Annotated in this window: 15 protein-coding genes and 1 pseudogene; 6 read left to right on the plus strand and 10 right to left on the minus strand. The window is 57.6% G+C overall.

The window, feature by feature from the left end; translation table 11 throughout:
- Nucleotides 1–10: 10 nt before the first annotated feature.
- The 5 genes from cmlS to P6U23_RS28280 are packed head-to-tail and all read right to left on the minus strand — an operon-like array spanning nucleotide 11 to nucleotide 4,744.
- Complete coding sequence (gene cmlS, locus P6U23_RS28260) at nucleotides 11–1,723, minus strand: chloramphenicol-biosynthetic FADH2-dependent halogenase CmlS (RefSeq protein WP_407175694.1); 1,713 nt, start codon at nucleotides 1,721–1,723, stop codon at nucleotides 11–13.
- A complete protein-coding gene (locus P6U23_RS28265) occupies nucleotides 1,710–2,369 on the minus strand; it encodes a DapH/DapD/GlmU-related protein (protein WP_407175695.1) in 660 nt (219 codons plus the stop codon). Before P6U23_RS28265 ends, cmlS begins: the two co-directional genes overlap by 14 nt.
- Nucleotides 2,366–3,715: an ANL family adenylate-forming protein gene (locus P6U23_RS28270; protein ID WP_407175696.1), complete on the minus strand. Its 1,350-nt coding sequence runs from the start codon at nucleotides 3,713–3,715 to the stop codon at nucleotides 2,366–2,368. The genes P6U23_RS28265 and P6U23_RS28270 overlap by 4 nt, the downstream gene beginning before the upstream one ends.
- Nucleotides 3,715–4,461 carry an SDR family NAD(P)-dependent oxidoreductase gene (locus P6U23_RS28275; RefSeq protein WP_407175697.1) on the minus strand — a complete coding sequence of 249 codons (747 nt, stop codon included), beginning with the start codon at nucleotides 4,459–4,461 and terminating at the stop codon, nucleotides 3,715–3,717. Before P6U23_RS28275 ends, P6U23_RS28270 begins: the two co-directional genes overlap by 1 nt.
- The gene (locus P6U23_RS28280; protein ID WP_407175698.1) at nucleotides 4,436–4,744 is read right to left on the minus strand and encodes a hypothetical protein; all 309 of its coding nucleotides are present in this window, start codon (nucleotides 4,742–4,744) and stop codon (nucleotides 4,436–4,438) included. Before P6U23_RS28280 ends, P6U23_RS28275 begins: the two co-directional genes overlap by 26 nt.
- Nucleotides 4,745–5,501: 757 nt before the next feature.
- Between P6U23_RS28280 and P6U23_RS28285 the strand changes: the two genes are divergently transcribed.
- Both P6U23_RS28285 and P6U23_RS28290 read left to right on the plus strand, forming a co-directional pair.
- Nucleotides 5,502–6,806 (plus strand): IS701 family transposase, encoded by a 1,305-nt coding sequence (locus P6U23_RS28285; protein ID WP_407175446.1) that lies wholly within the window; start codon nucleotides 5,502–5,504, stop codon nucleotides 6,804–6,806.
- 217 nt (nucleotides 6,807–7,023) lie between these two features.
- Nucleotides 7,024–7,785 (plus strand): annotated as a pseudogene (locus P6U23_RS28290) (IS5 family transposase); the annotation flags it as partial.
- 865 nt (nucleotides 7,786–8,650) lie between these two features.
- Here P6U23_RS28290 and P6U23_RS28295 read toward each other — a convergent pair.
- From P6U23_RS28295 to P6U23_RS28310, 4 genes are all read right to left on the minus strand, one after another.
- On the minus strand, nucleotides 8,651–9,808 hold the full coding sequence (locus P6U23_RS28295; protein WP_407175699.1) for an 8-amino-7-oxononanoate synthase: 1,158 nt from the start codon (nucleotides 9,806–9,808) through the stop codon (nucleotides 8,651–8,653).
- Nucleotides 9,809–9,890: 82 nt separating this feature from the next.
- A complete protein-coding gene (gene panD, locus P6U23_RS28300) occupies nucleotides 9,891–10,244 on the minus strand; it encodes an aspartate 1-decarboxylase (protein WP_407175700.1) in 354 nt (117 codons plus the stop codon).
- Nucleotides 10,245–10,293: 49 nt separating this feature from the next.
- Nucleotides 10,294–10,662 carry a hypothetical protein gene (locus P6U23_RS28305; RefSeq protein ID WP_407175701.1) on the minus strand — a complete coding sequence of 123 codons (369 nt, stop codon included), beginning with the start codon at nucleotides 10,660–10,662 and terminating at the stop codon, nucleotides 10,294–10,296.
- 123 nt (nucleotides 10,663–10,785) lie between these two features.
- Nucleotides 10,786–11,289 carry a hypothetical protein gene (locus P6U23_RS28310; protein ID WP_407175702.1) on the minus strand — a complete coding sequence of 168 codons (504 nt, stop codon included), beginning with the start codon at nucleotides 11,287–11,289 and terminating at the stop codon, nucleotides 10,786–10,788.
- 234 nt (nucleotides 11,290–11,523) lie between these two features.
- On the opposite strand from P6U23_RS28310, the gene P6U23_RS28315 reads away from it, so the two are divergent.
- The 4 genes from P6U23_RS28315 to P6U23_RS28330 all read left to right on the plus strand — a co-directional run bounded on the left by P6U23_RS28315 (nucleotide 11,524) and on the right by P6U23_RS28330 (nucleotide 14,668).
- Nucleotides 11,524–11,943 carry a hypothetical protein gene (locus P6U23_RS28315; protein WP_407175703.1) on the plus strand — a complete coding sequence of 140 codons (420 nt, stop codon included), beginning with the start codon at nucleotides 11,524–11,526 and terminating at the stop codon, nucleotides 11,941–11,943.
- A gap of 249 nt (nucleotides 11,944–12,192) precedes the next feature.
- Nucleotides 12,193–12,498, plus strand: coding sequence for a Dabb family protein (locus tag P6U23_RS28320; RefSeq protein ID WP_407175704.1), 306 nt, complete (start codon nucleotides 12,193–12,195; stop codon nucleotides 12,496–12,498).
- Between the two features lie 165 nt (nucleotides 12,499–12,663).
- Entirely contained in the window at nucleotides 12,664–14,076 is a 1,413-nt protein-coding gene (gene pabB, locus P6U23_RS28325) for an aminodeoxychorismate synthase component I (protein ID WP_407175705.1), read from the plus strand.
- Nucleotides 14,057–14,668: an anthranilate synthase component II gene (locus P6U23_RS28330; protein WP_407175706.1), complete on the plus strand. Its 612-nt coding sequence runs from the start codon at nucleotides 14,057–14,059 to the stop codon at nucleotides 14,666–14,668. The genes pabB and P6U23_RS28330 overlap by 20 nt, the downstream gene beginning before the upstream one ends.
- 140 nt (nucleotides 14,669–14,808) lie before the next feature.
- On the opposite strand, the gene P6U23_RS28335 is transcribed toward P6U23_RS28330, so the two are convergent.
- Nucleotides 14,809–15,498: a methyltransferase gene (locus tag P6U23_RS28335; protein WP_407175707.1), complete on the minus strand. Its 690-nt coding sequence runs from the start codon at nucleotides 15,496–15,498 to the stop codon at nucleotides 14,809–14,811.
- Nucleotides 15,499–17,444: the final 1,946 nt, after the last annotated feature.

Genomic DNA, 17,444 nt, shown 5'->3' on the forward strand with positions numbered 1-17,444 from the left:
AAGACCCGGATTAAACCTCATAGTCGACGCCGACGCCGTCGAAGCGGAGACGGTCTTGGATGTGAACTTGGAGACCGCTTGAATCGTATCCGGTCAAAAGACCCGCTTCAAAAAGCCGGACCACGATCTGCGAGCTGTTTTCGGCGCATCCCGCATCACTCAACAGCTTGATCAGGGTCCTGTAGCCGATCTCCTCCGATGCAAGTTTTCTAAAGATCGCTCCGACAGCTGGTTCTACGGCATATTTCGTCATTACTTTCCCGGCTTCGTTCGCAAGAATAAGCCGGGGCTTGAGGGTGAAGTCCTCAGGATCGACCTTGTAGTACGTTTCAAGTCGGACATCGTGGCCGATCCAGACTAGCTTGGTCACCGAATTGAGTTTCTTGGTGAGCTGGCTCACCCACTCAATTCGCCGAGGCACCAATTCTGCGTCAGAAAAGTCGCTGGATAGATCCTGCCTGCTGTGGCGACCGATCGCGATCATTGTCGAGGCCCGGTCACGGAAATCCTCGATTTTCCAATCCGCTTTCTGAGAGTCTTTGACGAGATTTTCAAACCAGTTGCGCCGCTCGAAACGCTGGTCGTCAGGCTCCGCGATACGGCGCTTGTTCCAGAATTCCGATTCCGGCTCGGTGAAAGAAGCGAAATTGTAAAATGATGCAAGAAACTCGTGGTATTGTTCGAACGTCAAGCTGTAGCTCTTGCCATACCAGCGATGAACGTCGTCCGCCTCGTTCGGGTACCGGGAGATCCGATCGATGCCCGCCGCCGCTGAAACTGCCGACTGCGCGGCCAAATGCACGCCTTGGGAAAATAGCGGGTCTGTGAAACATGCGGAGTCACCGACGAGGAAGAACCGCCCGCGCGAATGGATCGACGTATCATACGACCAATCGCGCACCACTCGGACCTCGTCGACCCTTTTGGCAGTACCGAGCAGTGCCTTTGCCCCGCGACAGGCGGACAGCGTTCGCTGATAGAAATTATCAAGGCCCTCATTGCGGATCTCTTCGGCTTTTGACTGATCAACAATGACCCCAACGCTGTAGACATCGCCCTTGAGCGGTATCATCCAGCACCAACCATGCTCGAAGGTGATCGAATAGGTCGTGCCGCGCAAATCTCCTCTGAAGGGATCGGGACAGCGGAAGTACGACCACACGGCGAGACTTCGATAGAATTCATCATAATTCCGGCAGCCCAGCTTGTTCACCAGGATGCTATCGGAGCCTGACGCATCCACGAGATAGTCGCCCGAAACCGAGCGCAGCCCGTCAGCATCGTCAATGTCGATTTCGACGTGATCCGGATGATCGGCCCGGATGTCGGTCACCGAGCAATCCTGCTTCACTTCTCCGCCGCGCCGCTTCACCTCCTCCAGCAGCATGGCGTCGAATTCGTCGCGTTTTACCTGAAGGGCATGGTCGTAGATCCAGCCGCTGACCTGAGGAACCGAGAAGGAGAACGTCCACGGCGCCTGATCAACACCCCATAGGAAGGTCGCCGAGGGCTTGCGGACGAAACCAGCGGCGTCGATCTGCGGTTTAAGCCCCAGTCGGGCGAGAATCGACATGGTTCCAGGCAGCAGCGACTCGCCAATGCGATAGCGTGGATGGTGAAAACGCTCATAGACGCTGACAGAATGCCCCAGCTTGATGAGAGCCAGGGCGGCAATCGACCCGGCTGGGCCGCCGCCGACGACAAGCACCTTACTGCTGGACATAAATATCCGTCCTTTGAATTGATTTCATGCGAGAGGAAGAGAATGCGAGCATGCCGCTAGCGAGGTTCTCCGTGAGGCACGTGCCCGCGAGAACATGAGCTTCGTGTCCGACCGCGACGCTAGGGCCGACAACGCAGGAGAGACCGAAAAAACATCCGTCGCCTATGACCGCGGAGTTGCCGCACTGGAAACCGGGTGCCAGGAATACCCTCTCTCCAATTCGGCTATGGTGACCCACACCGCACTGATAATTTAGAATCGTGAAGGCGCCGATCACGGTGTTCACCCCGACGTGGCAGAATGGTCCGACGAGCGCGCCAGCAGCTATTCTCGCCGAGCACGCAACATTGGCCGTCTCATGCACGAGCGGAGGAAAGCGATCGCGCAGCTCCGAGCCTATCCAGCTCCGCATGACGGCACGACGCGCCGGATCCGAAACCGCAAACACGAACGCAGCAGCACGATCGTGGAACCAGGAACGCTTAAAGGAGACCGTGCGAGCGCCCGGCGTTGCAACAAGCTCCCCTTCAAGGGACAGGAATCCAGCCACTTGGAACCGTTTTCGATCAGGAGAGCGTGCGCGCTCGACATAGCTGGCGACTTCGAGTGCGAATTTTTCGGCTCCGATGATGAAGATGTCGGTCATAGCCGGACCCGCTTTTTCTTAAAGCGATCCGACATTTGGATGTGATCAACCAAGGTTACGCGACTTGGAATCTTAAAGCGCGGCACTCGTTCAACCAAGAACTGGTGGATCGACCTTTGAAGTTCGGACTTGTTCATCGGCCCCTTTGGCAAGACATCCACCCACACAGCCTGACCCGTGATTGCATTTGGCATGCCATAGACCACGCAGTCCGCGACCTCCGGATGGCCCAGCAGGATGGTCTCGAGCTCGAGCGGGATGACTTTCTCGCCCCCCGCATTGATCACCTCCTTCAGACGACCACGCAGTCGTATGTAACCGTCATCGGTCAATTCGGCTGCGTCACCGGTGCGAAACCATCCGTCCTCTGTCACGGAGGCTTCGGAGGAGTTGAGATAGCCAATAAATTGATTGCTGCTCCTGAGCTGCAGTTCACCGTTGCAAATTCGAAATTCCTGCGAGTCGCTGTCTATCTTGAACAGCGTACTTGCCGAGCGAGAGCCCCTGGTCCTGGCAATGCCGGTTTCAGACGTACCGAACGTCTGAACAAAGCGAATCTTCGGAAATGTCGCTCGGAGCCGCCCAAGCAATTCCTCAGGCATAGGCTCTGTTCCGTAGGTGACGAGCCTCAGGCTAGACAGATCATGCCGCGTGTACGCGCCGCTGAGCAGGACGAGGTTCAAAAATGTCGGACTTGTCGGCAATACATTGACGCGCTGAGCCTCTATGGTAGCGCAGATCGCGTCTGGGTGGCGCGCGCCCGGGATGACTGCGGTGCCCCCGGAAAGCAAAGTCTTTATCAGTGTGTTGAGCCCGCCAATATGATCAAATAGCAGAAACAGCAGAACGGTTACATGGTTGTGGGCGCCTGCCTTTTTCCGGGTCTGAAGGAGCCGATCAAAATCATGCAGGATTGCCTTGGGCTTTCCGGTGCTTCCGCTCGACAGCAGCACCAGACCTGATGCGTTCCTCTGGCGCAGAGTACCGTAGAGCTCATGATCTCCACTCGCGCCAAGAGACTCGATTCGCCCGTCTTGGGACGGCGTGATGAGAAATCTCGCACCGCATTCCGACTTCAGGACAGGTATCAGCTCTTTCCTCAAATTGACGATTGGAATCGCAATCGCCTTGAGGCAGGAAAGCGCGAGCAGTGTGACTATTCCCGCAACCGAAAAGTCCGAGTTCAGGATCACCGGGTCTCCCGCGGAGACCTTATGTTGCCTCAAACTCTCAGTCTGCAATTCTATTTCGTTGGCCAACCACGCGAACATCACGCGATCGGCGCCCTCAACCAGGGCAACCTCCTTGCCGCGCGCGATGATTTCGCTCAACCAATTGACTGGCATCACTTTACCCCACCCAAAAACATGGTTTCGCCAGTAACCATTCTCGCGCCCTCGGAGAGAAGAAAATCGATCGGACCGACCAAGTCGGAAAACTCGCATACCCGAGGTATCGCTTGACGCGCGACGAGAGCCTCGATCTTTTCGGCAGGCACCGAGCGAGTCAGCGCAGTGCGGACGGGAGGTAGTCCGAGCGCGTTCACACGGATATTGAGCGGTGCCAGTTCATGCGCCAGCGTCCTCGTGGCCTGCTCGAGCGCCGCCTTGCTCGCCGCATAGGCCATCTGACCTTCCAGGGAATAGATCGTGGCGACAGTGGTCAAGTTGACAATCGAGGGATATGGATAACAGGACCGCCGAAACAGTTTGACGGCCTCTCGGATACAATTGAACGCTGAGAAGACGTTCAGCTCAAACATGCGGCGGATCTCTTCATCCCGAAGCAATAGGAACGGCGCCATCCGCGCCACAGCCGCATTATTTATCAGGGCATCGATCGACCCATATTCCTTTCGGATCTGCCTAAACATGCCCGACAAACCAACCGTATCGGCCAGGTCAACTTTAAAGTGGCGCCCACCGAAAGGTCGCCCTTCCGGCACTGTCCGCGAACAGCCGAGCACCTCGTGCCCCGAGTCGATCGCATGCTGTGCGAGCTTGCGACCAATACCGCGACTAACTCCCGTAATGAGGATACGCATCAGGTGGCTGACTGCGAGAAGGCTACGCAGCGCGCTCGCACGTCTCATCGAGCTCTTCCACAATGAAGTCGATGAGGTTTGCGATGCTCCGAAATGGGCTAACTTGTCGCGAGACGGCTCGTTCCGACGTCAGGCTAATCGTGCGGCCCATCTTCTCTTCCACTTCTTCCTCAAGGAGAAGCAGGAAATTGACGAGCTGCATAGAATCAAAAATTCCCTTATCGCCAAACAGCTGGATAAGCTCGGCTCGTTCGAGGTAGATCGGGTTAGAACGGCTAACGTCCATCATCACGAGGCATCTTCTGATCAACGGTACCAGTTCAGAGCGCATGCAGTTCTCCGTCTAGCGGTGACCGGTCTCTCTGCTAGTCAGTGCAGGAATTGGGCCACCCCATCTAGCCAGCAAATTGCTGCCTTCCCGTGCGCGGTGTCGCATTATCAACATGCGCGTGGCAGATCTAAAACGCGAGGCGGTTTGCTTTCAGACAGTTACGACCTCGCGCGCTTGCTTCGAGCCCAGCTGCGCCGCTCGCGTGCACGCTTTAGCGTCTTGTCGTGCATTCCTATAAAATGCGCAGCGCTATCTCTTCTTTTACGGGTGCAAAGAGACTTTTGCCCGACTCCTCGGGCAATCCATCCTACCGCGGCATTGATTCCTCGTTGAGGATGCCATCACCCGGAGTCGAATTGACCGCCCGATGAGTGGTTATTTATGCAACAAGAGTGTTGATGAGGCCCAGATGGATGCCGCTCACAGCAGCTGCCTTCCACGAAACTCAGTCGCCCAGATCAGAACTCGTTTGAGGTGCCGGACGGCTGTGTCGGCGGATGGAGCAGTGCGCGTGCATCCGATTTCCGAGCGCATGAAGGGGTGAATCGTACTCACTCGTCGCGGACTCTGCTGGTCGCTGAAACTCTTGACCATCATTTCTCTTTGCGAGAGCGATGAACACATTATGACCGGCACGGAACGATAGTGATCGGCGAGACTTTGGCCCTAATCTCACTGAGTCAGAGTGTCGCGGCCTTTGCCGAGAAGAATCATATAATTGAGAAGGCTCATCTTTTCGGCACACGGAGAGGCTGAAATGGGCCAGGCAAAATCGGGGGACGTCGCGTCGCGGTTTTCGGCGTATGTTGAGGGTCTTACGAGCGTCATCGGGCACGCGGGTCGAGCTAAACCGCTTCGCGATTACTGCACCGGTCTGATGATGCCTTGCGATCGCAAGAGTGTCGAGCCGATGGCGGCGATCACGGCTCCTGAGCGGACAGGAGCGCAACACCAGTCGTTGTTGCATTTTGTCGGTCAAGGCGACTGGTCGGACCAGCAGGTGTTGACCAAGGTCCGTGAATTAGTGCTGCCGAGCATCGCACGCCACGGACAGATCGAAGCCTGGATCATCGACGATACCGGCTTTCCTAAGAAGGGGCGGCATTCGGTCGGGGTTGCACGGCAATATTGCGGCCAACTGGGTAAGCAAGACAATTGTCAGGTCGCGGTGACCCTTTCGATTGCGAACCATCACGCGAGCCTGCCTGTGGCGTATCGCCTTTATCTACCAAAGGAGTGGGCGACCGACCGTCCGCGTCGGCGCAAAGCCGGTGTGCCCAAGGAGATCACCTTCAAAACCAAGCCGGCCATCGCGCTTGAGCAATTGCGCTGGGCCTGTGCGGCGGGCTTGCCGCGTGGCGTCGTGCTGATGGACGCCGGCTATGGCACTGATACCGATCTGCGTACGAGCATCACAGATCTCGGCTTGAACTATGTGGCCGGCATCCAGCCGCAAACGTCCGTATGGCGCCCTGGCACTGGGCCGCGGGCGCCGAAGAAGTGGTCTGGGAGCGGGCGACCTCCGAAGTTGCTGCGACGTGATGGCAAGTATCAACCGATCTCAGTTAAGAAGCTTGCGCTTGGCCTGCCAATGGATGCTTGGCGCAAGATCACGTGGCGTGAGGGGGCGGCGGAACGCTTATCCTCCCGCTTTGCCCGTGTCCGCATCCGTCCGGCCCATCGAGATTACTGGCTCGCCGAAAGCCGGCCGGAGGAATGGCTGCTGATCGAGTGGCCAGAGGGCGAGGAAGCACCCAGCAAATATTGGTTCTCGACGCTTCCGGCCAACATTGGATTCCGTCAGCTGGTCGACACCGCCAAACTGCGCTGGCGCATTGAGCGCGACTACCACGAACTCAAACAGGAGATCGGCCTTGGCCACTTCGAGGGGCGAGGCTGGCGCGGCTTCCACCATCACGCAACGCTGTGCATCGCGGCCTACGGATTCCTGGTCTCCGAGCGGGAGACGATTTCCCCCTCAGCAACAGCTTCCACCGGGCTTTTCAAAGAAATTACAATTCCCGAAACTTATCGCCCGAGGGGGGCCGCCATTGCGGCCTGAACGGCACGTTCCAAATTCGATCGCGACCGTTCGGCGAAGATTGAGCGCCGCTCTGGCGTCCACACTATCTCGATGCCCTTGTTGTATCAGGGCAGTCTCAAGTCAAAGTAGCTACCGAAATTTATGACGCAGTAAGACTAACAGGCTGTTGAAAAAGGCGCTCGCCGCCGACCGGCGACCGTGATTCATTGGCTCCGATGAGATTCGGAGATGGTGCGTGCGCGGCGGCGACAATCGAACGGGCGAACTGTTCAGCTACGTCGACCTGGAGGCGCGGGTGCGGCGTAATCATCCGCTGCGAGCGATCCGGACGATTGTGAACGAAGGCCTGTCGGCGCTGGAGCGAGAGTTTGCCGCGCTCTATTCGCCAATTGGGCGGCCGTCGATCCCGCCGGAGAAGCTGCTGCGGGCGATGCTGTTGCAGGCGTTTTATTCGATCCGCTCGGAGCGGCTTCTGATGGAGCGACTGGAATACGACCTGCTGTTCCGCTGGTTCGTCGGAATCGGCGTTGACGACGCAGCCTGGGACCATTCGGTGTTCTCGAAGAACCGCGACCGGCTGCTGGAAGGCGACATCGCGGCCAAGTTCCTGGCGGCGGTGCTGGCGCAGCCCAAGGTGAAGAGGCTTCTGTCGAGCGATCACTTCTCGGTCGACGGTACGCTGATCGAGGCCTGGGCCTCGATGAAGAGCGTTAAGCCGAAGGACAGCTCCGGCGAGCCGCCAGCGCCAGGCGGCGGGCGCAATGCCGAAGCGGACTTCCATGGCCAGAAACGCTCGAATGACACCCATGCTTCAACCACCGATCCGGACGCCAGGCTCTACCGCAAGGGCAAAGGCAAGGAGACGAAGCTGTGCTTCATCGGGCACGGGCTGATGGAGAACCGCCACGGCCTGCTGGTCGACGCCTGCCTGACGCAGGCCGGCGGGCATGCCGAACGGGTGGCCGCGCTGCACATGATCGAGCCTCGTGCCGATCGACCGATGCGGCCAGCCACGGATCCTGTGCATGCATCGTGTAGGTCGATGCCCCGGGAAGCAGTTCGTCCAGTCGTCGCAAATCGAGCAATGCGGCATTGCTGAATGCACAAACAACTATCGTGTCAATATCCAACATGGTGAATCTATAGACCATCCATTCGTGGTCATAACCAATCCGCCTTCCGCCCGTCAGCGTCACGTTTCGGCTCCCATCGCTCAGTGCCGGCTTATGCTCGGGGGAGCCCCCCGGGGTTGAGATGTGCTCAATTGTTGTAACCACAGCCAAGACAGTTACGAGCAGAACAGATGCAAGCGAAAACGAAGTACGTGTAACGCTGATCACCCATGGGTCCAACCTGAGACGGTAAAGACCCCATTCCTCGTGCTACACGCGACAGAGTCAACTGTTTTTAAGTCGAGCTGGCGCAAAGGGCTCGGAGGCGACATCCGAATGGGTGTTCTTCTTTTGTGATCATGTGCTGAGACGTTATTAACGCCGATCCCAGCTACACCCACACGCGCCACCCAATAGAAGACAATTGCAGAGCGTGGACGATTGGTCCGTTCCGTACAAAGTTTGCGCGGCGCACTGAACCCATGGTAGAGATCCCTGCTATTTTTATGACCAGACGCCTCCAGCCCTAGCTCAGCCGCTGTCACACAGACGATGTCGCGAGGATGTTAATGCCGCTATAGCATCGGGTGCGTCCTTGAAGCTCACTCAACGTTGTGGTGATGGTGCCAGTCCGAGGCACGGCTGCGAAGCGGCGAGCTGCGCTGAGTGGCTCAGTAGATTGGCGAGACCTCCGGAAAAGGGTATCTTCTCAATCCCAGTATCTGGTGCCAGTCACCCCGATGCGCCGGCTCATTGCGAAGCACCCCAGGTCTCTTCGACCAAGGCATCAAGCATATCGGATACATCGTCTTCGGTGACGTTCAGGGTTACGGAAATTCGCAACCGCGCCGTTCCCGCCGGAACGGTTGGTGGCCGTATCCCACGGATGTCAAAGCCGCGCGCCTGCAGTCTCGATGCGAGCCGCATCGCACGCGCATTATCGCCGACGATATAAGGAATGATTTGTGAGTTCGAAGGACTCGAGCGGCCGCGCAGTGCAATCTCCCGATGTGTGAATGCGACCAAACTCGTCAGACGCTGCTGCCGCTCGGGCTCGTCCCGCAACACCAAGAGTGCCTCGCGAACGGCAACGGCCATCAAGGGCGACGGGGCCGTCGCGAAAATAAATGGGCGACAGCGATTGACCATAAAATCGCGCAACACGCCGCAGGCCGTGACAAGCGCACCTGCAGCACCCAGCGCTTTACCGCAGGTATGAACGACCAAGAGATTTTCGCGCCCTTCATAGCGCGCGGTGAGCCCTCGTCCCTGCGCGCCATAGACGCCAGTGGCATGGGCCTCGTCTACGATCAGGAATGCATCGTAACGATCGGCCATCGCAACAAGCTCTTTCAGCGGAGAGAAATCGCCATCCATGCTGTAGAGACTCTCGACCACGATCCAGACCCGCCCGGTTCCGCCTCTGGCTCGCCAGTCGCGAATTGTGTATTCGACCGATTGGGGATCATTGTGCGCGCTTATCCGAAAGTCGGCCCGGCCGGTTCGTGCGCCTTCATGAATGCTCGCGTGCACGAGGGAATCCAGAACAAGCAAATCACCCCGCTGCGGCAGGGTGGTCAGGACAGCAAAATTTGCGACGTAACCGCCCCCAAAGAAGAGCGCGGTTTCCACCCCAAAGAACTTCGCAGCTTCCGCTTCGAGCGCTTCATGCTCCTCGCAATTGCCGCGCAGAAGGCGCGAGCCGCCGGCCCCGATCGGCGTGCCCGCCTCGAGCGCGACGCTGATCGCCTTTTTCATCCTCGGCGCACTGGCGAGCGCGAGATAATCGTTCGACGAGAAATCGACACCGGCGCGCGGCTTGAGGCCGCGCAGCCGATCATCTCTCTTCAACGCATCGAGGTCCGCGACATAAGGAGCAAGTTTGGCCGCATGAATGAATGAGCTCATTTCTTCAGTCTCGGACTCGTAATCAAATCGGACAAATTCTGATGACCGATAGGAGCGAAAGCTCCAAAGCCGCCCATAGTCTTCAGGCTGGTAGGACGCGATTTTCTCGGTCGACCAGCACTACGCGTGGTCTGAAGTCCTTTGCTTCCGCCTCATCAAATGAGGCATATGCAACGATGATGATCTTGTCTCCAACTATCGCAAGGCGGGCAGCCGCGCCGTTCAGGCCAATGATACCCGAATCTTTCCGGGCCTCGATGACATAGGTGGCAAAGCGCGCTCCGTTGTCGATGTTGTAGATTTCGACGCGTTCATTGATTAAAAACCCTGCCGCGTCTATAAGCGCACGATCAATCGATATCGAGCCCTCATAATGCAGATCCGCCTCCGTCACTGAGGCGCGATGGATTTTGCCTTTCATCAACGTAATTCGCATGGATCACCTACACTGGAATATGCGCACAGCGAGCTGGCTATCTGTTTAGTTAAGAGAAAGGATGGACGCGATATCGAGCCGGTCCAGCAATTTCGCCTCCCGATCCGCTTTCGGGTTGTTGGTGGTCAAGAGCGCATCGCCGAGGAAGATTGATTTCGCCGGCCAAAAAGCACAAACTCCGTAGCTCATCGCTCGTGCAGTGCCGTCCCGTGGACAAGCGTATCGCGCTCCTGGGAACCATGGTCCGAGCCATCGCCATCCGACGCGCAAACGCGTTCGGATTCGGACGCTCCGCGGTGTCATGGGCCGGCACGCTCTTGACCTCGTTCCACAAATTGATCGGCACGCTGTCTGGATACTGAGCAAGATTGGCGAGCAGCACGAGCATGCCGAGGCGGCCCTCTACGCCCTCGTCCATTCCGGTAATGCCGGCGCTGCACACCTTGATGTCGGCATCGCGTACAAGTGCAAGTGGGTCGATGCATGCGGTCCTGCAGCTCCAGCAGTCTGATGATTCTGCCCTAGCACTCCGGCGAGGTACCTAAAGGTTGTGACTGTAGAAGCCGAGCCCGGCCTCGGCGAGCCTTGCAGAGCGCATCAAGTTCAACATGCCGGGCGTAATGCAGCTTCCCATTCGAAGGCTTTTAACCGCGCTGACCATCTCACAGATAGAATCGAGATCTCGGTCTTTTGGACGGCGCCAGCCGCGGCCATGCAGAAGCGCGTCGCACCGGCGTGATTGGCGCCGCGTTGTGGCGACCAGATCCGCACAGTCCATCACCCGGGCGGCTTTCAATGCCGTCGCGTAATGTGCGATTTGTGAGCAGTAGCTGCAGCTTTGCGAAGAGTCGTCGGCCATGATGCTAACGAGGCTGGCTGCTTCCAGTTGGTTCGGATCGAAGTTCTCGCGATGGACGCTCTGCGCCCGAACGATCCACTCGGCGTATCGCGGTGCATAGAGCGCTTCCGCCTGGGCGTGCCCCCAATCACTGCGACCCCGCGCGCTATAGCCGCGTTCGCTGCCCACGTCCCCAGCAACAGTCATTCGACTTGCGTTCCCCTCCAGCGTCACCATAGATAACCACGAATATTATCTACGATCACGACTCTGGGTGATGCTAGCCAAGGCTAGAGGAAGATGCATCACGTTTTATAATAGATAATCTATGATGCCCACGAGAGCACGACGACTTCGGGCGGCACTGCAGAGTTGATGACTTGAGCGCCGTCAGCGGCGCGCTGCAGCCGGACGTCCCGTTGCTGCAGGAGCATCTCGCGCTTGAAGTCCATACAACGCACTTTCAGTGCGCGGCATTTTTGGCAACTTCAGGCCCAACTTCTTGTCCTGACCAGTCCCGTCGCGGTGTGCGGGGTTGCGCCGCTTGATACCAATTCAGTGAATGAGATCGCAAAGATGTGCGCCGTGCTCGAAGTGGCCGTCCTCCCAACGCTGCTCCCAAGCTTACCTCCAGCCAGTTGGTGCGTATTGAACTCACGCGGATGGAAGGAGATGGTGCGGCGACGATTCTCGGATTTTGAAATGACCAATGGCGCATTTTACCACGCGCTGGTAGCTCATTGCGCGATACCGCGCCCGCTTGCGAGCCTCGATGCATCACGCGCGCAATTCACGACTCGTATTCGCGATTGTGCGAAACTGCCGCTCGCAAACCGCGATCCAATCAGGATCACCGCCTAAACTGCAAAGCCGCAAGACGCGCAACGTTACCTACATCCTGCTCGCGCGTTCAAATGATTGAGCGCCTTGCGCTTCCCGCGGCTGACCGGGATAAACTCCAGCGGCTCTCATCGCAGAACAGACGATCGCGAAGGCTCAAACCGGCGGCTGTGAAGCGTGCGACACCGCAATCGGCTGCAGCCGTTGCAGTCGGCCCGATCCCAAGATAGTTATACGGCTCCTTGCGACACTACTCCTTAAGGGCCATCCATGATTCGTCACATCGTCTTGTTCAGCGCCAAGAATAAGGCCCATATCGAGCAAATCATAGAAGGCTTGTCGATCCTTACTGCCATCCCACATGCAGATCGGCTCGAGGTCGCTCGCAATCGCAAAACCGACCAGCTCGGCAACGATATTGACGTTGTGGTCTATGGTGAGTTCGACAGTGAGGCGGAGCTCGCAGCTTATAAGGCGCACGATCTATACCAGGAAGCGATCAGGCGGGTACGACCGCTAAGGGAGCTGCGATTCGCGGCCGACTACAATGTATCTACAGATGCACATTCGGCTTAGAGGGTGGCCATAGCCAAGGTGCCGGGCGCGGCGTGTCCACTCCCGGAGGTTTGAGGTGGCCAAGAGTACCAGGGCCTGGCGGGTTCCAGAGGAGCCGCCCTCTCCTCGGGTTAGAGCAGAAACGGATCGCATCTCTCACCACCTCAGTCAGTGACAGACAATCCGATGTACGTGCGCGAACTGCAGTGGATTGAGCCTGTCACAGCGATGCGACGTCTGGCGCATCGATCTCATCTGACATTTATCGACAGCGCAGCAAGGAACGAGCTCCTTGGGCGCTATTCATATCTGACCTGTGATCCGTTCGGCACATATACGGTCGCGAACGGACAAGCGAGTTGGAACGGAGAGGCTCTTGAGGGCGATCCATGGGGAGTTCTTCGCACCCTGCTCGCCAACTACCCGCAAGAGCATCACCCCGATCTCCCGCCCTTCCAGGGAGGTGCGGCAGGTTTCCATGCTTACGATCTGAATAGGACACTGGAGCGACTTCCCGCGCTGCCAATTCCGCGTCAGGCTTTGCCCCAAGCCATCCTTCATTTCTATGACGTGGTCGTGAGCTTCGACCACCGTGACGAGAGATCCTGGATCGTCTCGACCGGATGGCCAGAGCAAGATCCTTCACTGAGAAGCGAGCGTGCACGCCGCCGAGCGAATGACTTTGTAACACTACTTGCCAGCCCCATGTCGCCGCGGGTCGCGCTCCCTGGCACAGTAGGCGAATGGCGTTCGAACTTCAGCCGCGAAGGGTACATTGCGGCCGTACGGCGCGTGATCGACTTGATTTTGGCCGGCGACGTATTCCAAGCTAACATTGCGCAGCGCTTCAGCGCCAAGGTGTCGCCCCTCTTCGATCCGCTTACCTTCTACGAGCGGCTGAGGTCCTTGAACCCGGCGCCCTTTGCGGCCCTTTTGCGCTATGGCAAACTGACCGTTGCATCGAGCTCGCCGGAGCGATTCCTAAAACTTGAGGGACGACAGGTCGAAACCCGTCCCATCAAAGGCACGATAGCGCGCTCTGCGGACTCCAGGGAAGACCAGCGTCGCGCTGAGATCCTCCAAGCGTCCGAAAAGGATCGTGCGGAGAACACGATGATTGTCGACCTCCTGCGCAACGATCTATCTCGTGTTTGCACCCCGCATTCGGTCGAGGTTGCAAGACTGTGCGAACTCGAATCCTACGCCTCGGTGCACCATCTCGTGTCGATCGTCCGGGGCGAGCTTGCCGGGGACGAGGACGCCGTTAGCCTAGTTCGCGCTTGCTTTCCGGGTGGTTCCATCACTGGGGCGCCGAAAGTAAGATCGATGGAAATTATCGCGAAAATCGAGCAGGTGACACGAGAAGTCTATTGCGGGTCAATCGGGTTTATCGGCTTCAATGGGCACATGGACACGAACATTGCGATCCGCACTGTCACGATCAATGACGGCGTGGCGGTGTTTCATGCAGGTGGCGGAATAACGGCGATGTCGGATCCAGAGGCCGAATATGAGGAGACGCTCGCCAAAGCTCAGCGAATCTTTGATGCATTTCGCAGCCTAGAAGATGTGGTGCATTTTGATCGTAATCATCGATAACTATGACTCTTTCGTCTTCAACATTGCCCGTTACTTCCGCAACCTTAATGAAGCGACGGAGGTTATCCGGAATGACGCGGCTTGCGTCACCGATCTCGTTGACCTTCGACCGCGTGCAATAGTGATTTCTCCTGGCCCGTGCACTCCAAAGGAAGCTGGAATATCTACCGCGGTGGTCCGCGAGCTTTCAGGTCGTGTTCCAATTCTGGGAATCTGCCTTGGACACCAATGTATTGGGACTGTTTTCGGCGGACGCGTGGCGCGGGCACGTCGCCCTATGCACGGTCGCCCCTCGTACGTAACCCATGAGGGCCGGCGACTGTTCAAGGATCTGCCGTCCCCACTTCGCGTGGGGCGCTATCATTCTCTAATTGTCGAGCTCGACGAGACGTGCGCGCCCCTGATGGTGACAGCCCGGTCGGAGGAAGGCGAGATCATGGCCCTCGCGCATCGCGATCAACCAACTTATGGGGTGCAATTCCACCCAGAATCAATACTCACCCAACAAGGGCATGTGATATTTATGAACTTCTTGCGGCTTGCAGAGAATTTTCCGAGCGTGAGAGGGATTCCGGGAACGGAAATCGAATGAGCTGTCAGGTGCGCGCGCGATTGGGTCACGTAGCTGAGTCCCCCTCATCCTCGTTCGCATTATCGCGTTCCGCAGGCTACCTCGTCCCACTAGCTTGCCGCGACCCAGCGCCTGCCAGCGAGTAGCTTGGGCGTGGACTCTTATCGAACCGTAAGCTTCCAGACAATGCGAACGTGCCCGCCCAGGATCGATGGCCGAAATATATGCATGTCTCGAACACGGAGCCCACTTTCATCAATCAAGTTCATGACGCGCCCGACATCTCCCTGATCTGAGAATACCACATACATTACGCCATCGGCATTTAACCAGAGACGCGCGCCTTCGAGCGCTGAGGCAAGCACTTTATGACCTTCATCAAAGCAAGAGCGCTCGAGGTCATCCTTCGCTTTGCGATTCCAGTAGGGGGCTGCAAAGAGAATGACGTCAAATTGTTCTCCCGATTGCAGCGCGGAATAGACGTCGCTATAACGCACCTGCGCCTTGTCCGAGTAACCTAGTCGCTCGATATTTATCTTCGTCGCGAGGACGGCTTGCGGATTTATGTCGAGCGCCACTAGGCGTGCAGCCCCGGCACGGAGTGCTGCAAACCCTAGCACACCTGATCCGCACCCAAGATCCAGGACTGTTGCCCCAGGTTCGATGTGCCACTTCGAGATTAAGGCGTCGGAACCATGACTTAGCCGCGGTGACAAGACGCCAGGCAGGACGTGTAAGGGCATCCCGCTCACTTCCACATCATGCGGGCGTTCGCATGATCGAAGTTCGGTCAGCATCGCATCTACGTCGCTCGTTTGGCGCCGCACGGATACGCTTAGCGTCGCAGTCATGCAACTCTCCATATTTCGGTACCAGGAATGAAACGGCTAATTCGGTGACGGTGCTCGGCCATGGGCACGCCTGCTACCCCCTGCCGCCATGAGCATGTCCCGAAGCTCATCCACGGCGATCGGGCTGGCATGGTGCCCTGCACGAACATTGTGTGGATGTTGTTCATGCTGGTACCACAGCCGGACTCGCTTGGAACGTAGGCACTGCCCTATGACCGCGTCATAGGCCCCGCATTCTTGGCATCAAATCCGCTCGTGCGATCCGTCGTGAGCGGAATTGGCAAGGCTGGCCTCCACGCACCGGATGTTGGATCCGCGATCGTCCGCAGGTGCCGGGCGATAAGCATCGAAGCTCAGGACCAGGGCCTGCGTCTTCCTGTGCTGGAGTCCCCTCCTCTGGCGAGTCCGGAGGATCAGATCCTTCTCATAGAGTCTTCTCATATAGTGTGCTCCGACGGTTGTGCCCCGCCTATGTGATTTTCTCCATCAAACAGTCGCCGACACTGGACGGCTGGTCCCATCTCCATTTTTCACCTGAGTTATCAGACCGCACATTAGGGAAAGACACCGCTCCGCTGGGAGCGCGAGCATTTCTGCGGCCGAGGATTTAGCGCATGCTTCCGTGCCGCTGGCGGACATAACTGGAGTTGATGTACACATAGACTTTCTCGTGGCCTTTGATCCGCCTGACGATCATCGATCATCCGCTCGGTGGTCTGCAGCATTTTGCCGTGCGTCGCTCATCCAGACCAATTACCAACCCCGGTAGTTGACCGCTGCAAACTCTTGCATGTTGAGCAACACCGATGCGCTCGGCTGTCGTGGATGCTTCTTTTCCGTGAGCGTGTTCAGGCCCTCAGGGGACCAGTCGAGCTCTCTACTTCCGCACGTTCGGTGCGGAATGGCCGATCGCTTTCAACAGCGCTGAAGGCTTCGGCGCCTTCGAGCCGCCTTGTCGTGCCCGCCCCTCTTCACCACGCGATGGGCGCGCGCTTGGCAAAGGCGCTGCGTCGGTTCTGTGTCATGCGTACTCCCAAACAGCTGCCGCAATCATCTTTCCGCCACTCCTTGGGTCCGGCGGTCCGGCCTTCTTCCTGGCTCACCGATAAATGCACTTTCACCCGAGCAGCTTCTTGGCCCTTCTTTTCGATGAGACCGCTGAACTTAGAAGGCGATAGGGCCTGTGGCAGATGTTAACCGCGTCACGCGAGCCCAAGACGCACTCGGGACACTCAAGGATCTGGCTCGAGGTGTTCGCGGGCGATCTGATGCTGAGAGAGCGTTATCCGGGACTCACTTTCGCTGGTCGCTTGCGGCCTCGCAGGCGCTCTCATCTTTGCCCGTTGGCGCTCTTCGCAAGATTGCGTAAGACAATTTCAGAAAGCCGCACAACCAGCTGTTTGAGCTGGGCGATCTCTTGTCTACAGTGCTCCAACTCGCGCATTTCGTCCGTCGTCACCGTTAGCTGATTCCTACTGCTTGCCGTCATGTTCTTCTCTGATCGACCGAGTGTCCGTCGATGTAGCTCTCGCCAGGCCGTGTATAGACTTTAGTGACCGAAAGTCGAACCTTTAAGGAAGGCTGGCTTGTATCTGAGGCGTTGAGAGCTCCCAAAGAACCAACTCAGTACGTAACGTACAGAACGCGCCACCAATTTCATGACTGTAGCCATAGCGCCTCACTTGCGTCCGAGGCGTACGAACCAATTCAACTGTTTCATCCTGGCGGCGCTTGCCCCCATTTTGGGCTTCCGCTAAGGACACGAACGATGGCCTCGAGACATACGTAGAGTTGATGGCAATCAAAAGGACAATTGGTCCTCTTCTTGATGCTTTTCGCCTTGGGAAGCGTATTGTGCACACAGCGAGAGTCCTGCGCCACGTCGGCTCTGTATGGTTAGCCGCGAGCGAACGGCCGGTCGCATGTGGGAGCCCCGCGCTGCAATC

Origin of the sequence: Bradyrhizobium sp. STM 3562 (assembly GCF_045571435.1) — a bacterium.
Classification (GTDB): Bacteria; Pseudomonadota; Alphaproteobacteria; order Rhizobiales; family Xanthobacteraceae; genus Bradyrhizobium.

Bases quoted from the DNA above. Each gene is read 5' to 3' on its own strand.
- P6U23_RS28275 (WP_407175697.1), bottom strand. From the start codon at position 4,461: ATGAGACGTGCGAGCGCGCTGCGTAGCCTTCTCGCAGTCAGCCACCTG.
- P6U23_RS28265 (WP_407175695.1), bottom strand. From the start codon at position 2,369: ATGACCGACATCTTCATCATCGGAGCCGAAAAATTCGCACTCGAAGTC.
- P6U23_RS28295 (WP_407175699.1), bottom strand. From the start codon at position 9,808: ATGAGCTCATTCATTCATGCGGCCAAACTTGCTCCTTATGTCGCGGAC.
- P6U23_RS28320 (WP_407175704.1), top strand. From the start codon at position 12,193: ATGATTCGTCACATCGTCTTGTTCAGCGCCAAGAATAAGGCCCATATC.
- P6U23_RS28270 (WP_407175696.1), bottom strand. From the start codon at position 3,715: ATGCCAGTCAATTGGTTGAGCGAAATCATCGCGCGCGGCAAGGAGGTT.
- P6U23_RS28335 (WP_407175707.1), bottom strand. From the start codon at position 15,498: ATGACTGCGACGCTAAGCGTATCCGTGCGGCGCCAAACGAGCGACGTA.
- P6U23_RS28280 (WP_407175698.1), bottom strand. From the start codon at position 4,744: ATGCGCTCTGAACTGGTACCGTTGATCAGAAGATGCCTCGTGATGATG.
- P6U23_RS28285 (WP_407175446.1), top strand. From the start codon at position 5,502: ATGGGCCAGGCAAAATCGGGGGACGTCGCGTCGCGGTTTTCGGCGTAT.
- cmlS (WP_407175694.1), bottom strand. From the start codon at position 1,723: ATGTCCAGCAGTAAGGTGCTTGTCGTCGGCGGCGGCCCAGCCGGGTCG.
- pabB (WP_407175705.1), top strand. From the start codon at position 12,664: ATGTACGTGCGCGAACTGCAGTGGATTGAGCCTGTCACAGCGATGCGA.
- panD (WP_407175700.1), bottom strand. From the start codon at position 10,244: ATGCGAATTACGTTGATGAAAGGCAAAATCCATCGCGCCTCAGTGACG.
- P6U23_RS28310 (WP_407175702.1), bottom strand. From the start codon at position 11,289: ATGACTGTTGCTGGGGACGTGGGCAGCGAACGCGGCTATAGCGCGCGG.
- P6U23_RS28305 (WP_407175701.1), bottom strand. From the start codon at position 10,662: ATGGACGAGGGCGTAGAGGGCCGCCTCGGCATGCTCGTGCTGCTCGCC.